Genomic DNA, 2,778 nt, shown 5'->3' on the forward strand with positions numbered 1-2,778 from the left:
GGGGTGCGTCAGTGGGGTGGTTTTTAGCAAGGCCGTAGGCCGCTGCAATCCGCTTGCGGATCACGATTTTACGAAGTAAAGTCTAGTGAGTACTCTTTGAACCAAAGAGGCCCGTCGGAGACACTGCGTTTTTTCCGACTGGCCACCACCTGCCAGATGGAGAAACGCATAATGGCTTTTGCGATCATGAGAGCGAAAAAGCTCAACAGCATGGGGTCTGTGGCGGCCTCGTTGCAGCACTGCTACCGAGACCGAAACACACCCAATGCTGACCAAGCGCGCACGGCTGACAACGAGCACCACGCTGCCCAATCGACTGACGAGGCAATGGGCAAGCTGCGGGATTTGTTGCCAGACAAACGGCGCAAAGATGCAGTACTGGCGGTGGAATACGTCATGACGGCATCACCGGAATGGTGGGAAACGGCTACAGCAGCTCAACAAGCGGATTTTTTCGAGCAATCAAAGGATTGGTTAGCAAAAAAATACGGGGCTGAAAACATCGTTACAGCCAGCATACACAGGGATGAAACCAGCCCACACCTAAGCGCGTTTGTTGTTCCGATAACTGCGGACGGGCGTTTGTCAGCAAAAGATTACATCGGCAATAGGCAAAAGATGACAGCCGACCAGACCAGCTTTGCAAAGGCTGTGCAGCACCTAGGGCTTGAAAGGGGCATAGAACGCAGTAGAGCCACGCACACAAGCATCAAACAGCACTACGCGGCCATTGAACGGGGCATTGCTTCTGGCGTCACCATAAGCCCTGAAACGATTGAACCAAAGGTGTTGAAAAAGGGAATATTCACCAAAGAAATTGAATCACCTGGGCAAGTGGCAGAGCGTTTAACCAATGCTGTCAAAGAGGCTTACCAACCAATGGCCGCTAATGCCGCTGTAAGCGCACAGGAGAGACGCAGAGCCAAGGAGTTACAAGATACAGCCAAAGAACAAAGAAACCGCTTAGAACGCTTGCAGGAGCCTTTTAAAGGGTTATCTAAAGAGCAAGTGGCGGATGTGTTGGCTTTGGCGATGAAACACCAAAAAGAGAACGTGCAGGCCAAGGAAGCCAAAAAAGCGCAAATCTTAGAGCGATTTAACGCCAAAAGAGAGCAAAGCCGCGACCGTGGCGGCTTCAGTCGATGATTAGTATTTGTTTACATAGTCCGCAGCGAGTCGTTTAGCGGCCATCACGGTGGTTACTGGCTCTTCTGTGTCAAGCCTTACAAAATGGCCGTCAGGGGAGCGCACAGCGACTTCACCAAGACTTTTGGTGAAACTCATAAACCAGCCGCCATGCAGTGTGTAGCGCGTTTCATCACCGTGGTTGCTGGTGCCTGACTTCATCCAATCATTGGTTTTAATCATGGCTCAATCCTCCAAAAGGCGCTGCTGGCCTTGCTCTTCGAGCAGTTCCTGCTCTGTTTGTGCTGTTCTTTTTTTCCGCTCGATTACGGTGGTAAAGGCGATTCTGTCACCGTTAAACACAAAATTAGGGTTAATGAAATAACGGCCTTGGCGCATGGTTTTAGCGACAATTTGAGCCTTTTCCATCTCATTGATACCGCGCTTAAAGGTAGCAAGGCTAAGCTTTAGGGGCTTTTCAGTAGTGTTTTTATGAACGCCCAGAAATTCTTCTAAGGTGAGGCTGTCCAAGTCCACTTCATCTTTTGATAACGCTCGGTTTTGTACTACCCAAAGCAACAGGCCAAACGCCTTTATTCCAGCTGCTGAAAGGTCGAATGTTAACCCTATATTTGCTGTGAATAGCTTTACAAATTGCTCACCATCAACGCGCTTAAAGGTGGTTACGTGGGTTCCTTGAACCTCCCCCGTGGACTGGTTTACTAGTATGTTTTCATCGCGTCCTAAACGTGACAGCCGGACTTGTCTGCCTTTGACTGGGACAATCATGTCATCAAGGAACGGGTTGATTTTGTGGCGAGTGAGGCTCATATTTTTACCTTAAAATGATCGACTGAATTCGATTTTAGATAGTCAGCAGCTCAAAATCAAGCTATTTTTTGAGCCTGCGTAGTACGTAGGTTGAGCTACCCTAGTACAGGTTCTGAAAATTGGGTTCAGCATTCATGCGGGTTACAGCGATTTCCCTTCTTAGTTCTTATTCGTAGCCGAATAAGACCACCTCTTGGGGCGTTGCCCCGCCAGCGCTTCGCTTGGCATCCCCAAAGCATTAAATGCCTTCGCTACGCTCAGAGAATTCTTTGTACTTGCAGCGGCCTACGGCCTCGCTCTAAGGGGCGTTGCCCCTAGCGCGCTACGCTTGCCTCCCCACGTTCGCCACGTGGCAGGGGTGCATGGCGGGCGGGCTTCGCCCTACTTCATGCCCCCTACCACCAAGCGTTGGTCGCTACGGTCAGCATCAAGGGTACGGCTACGCCCGAAATGCTCACCCGTTCGGTGCTCGGGCTACGCCCTGCGCTCCGCATGCGGCTTCCGCTTTCGCCCTTGACACTGCCCTACGCTCAAAGCCGTTTGAACGGAAAGGGGGTCAAGTGAACCGTGGAATACCGCAGCCCCATCGGGGCGAGGATATGCCGCGAAAGTCACTTGATGCCCTTGGAGTGACCCAACGCTTCGGGCTGGTGGTTGGGGGTGCTTTTCCCCCGACCGCCTGCCACGTGGCGAACGGACAAACCCCCTCAGGGGGTGCGTCAGTGGGGTGGTTTTTAGCAAGGCCGTAGGCCGCTGCAATCCGCTTGCGGATCACGATTTTACGAAGTAAAGTCTAGTGAGTACTCTTTGAACCAAAGAGGC

Annotated in this window: 3 protein-coding genes; 1 reads left to right on the plus strand and 2 read right to left on the minus strand. The window is 51.7% G+C overall.

Features of this window, described 5'->3' with window-relative positions:
- Positions 1-171: 171 nt before the first annotated feature.
- Complete coding sequence (gene mobV / locus AC2UZJ_RS12470) at positions 172-1,146, plus strand: MobV family relaxase (RefSeq protein WP_486950450.1); 975 nt, start codon at positions 172-174, stop codon at positions 1,144-1,146.
- Here mobV and AC2UZJ_RS12475 read toward each other — a convergent pair whose 3' ends face one another.
- Together AC2UZJ_RS12475 and AC2UZJ_RS12480 are read right to left on the minus strand one after the other, a co-directional pair.
- Positions 1,147-1,368 (minus strand): hypothetical protein, encoded by a 222-nt coding sequence (locus tag AC2UZJ_RS12475; protein WP_486950451.1) that lies wholly within the window; start codon positions 1,366-1,368, stop codon positions 1,147-1,149.
- A 3-nt stretch (positions 1,369-1,371) separates the two neighbouring features.
- Positions 1,372-1,956, minus strand: coding sequence for a replication/maintenance protein RepL (locus AC2UZJ_RS12480; RefSeq protein ID WP_486950452.1), 585 nt, complete (start codon positions 1,954-1,956; stop codon positions 1,372-1,374).
- Positions 1,957-2,778 lie beyond the last annotated feature (822 nt).

It is taken from the genome of Paenalcaligenes sp. DL 309 (assembly GCF_057475285.1).

Coding starts and splice junctions, on each gene's coding strand:
- mobV (WP_486950450.1), top strand. CDS start 172: ATGGCTTTTGCGATCATGAGAGCGAAAAAGCTCAACAGCATGGGGTCT.
- AC2UZJ_RS12475 (WP_486950451.1), bottom strand. CDS start 1,368: ATGATTAAAACCAATGATTGGATGAAGTCAGGCACCAGCAACCACGGT.
- AC2UZJ_RS12480 (WP_486950452.1), bottom strand. CDS start 1,956: ATGAGCCTCACTCGCCACAAAATCAACCCGTTCCTTGATGACATGATT.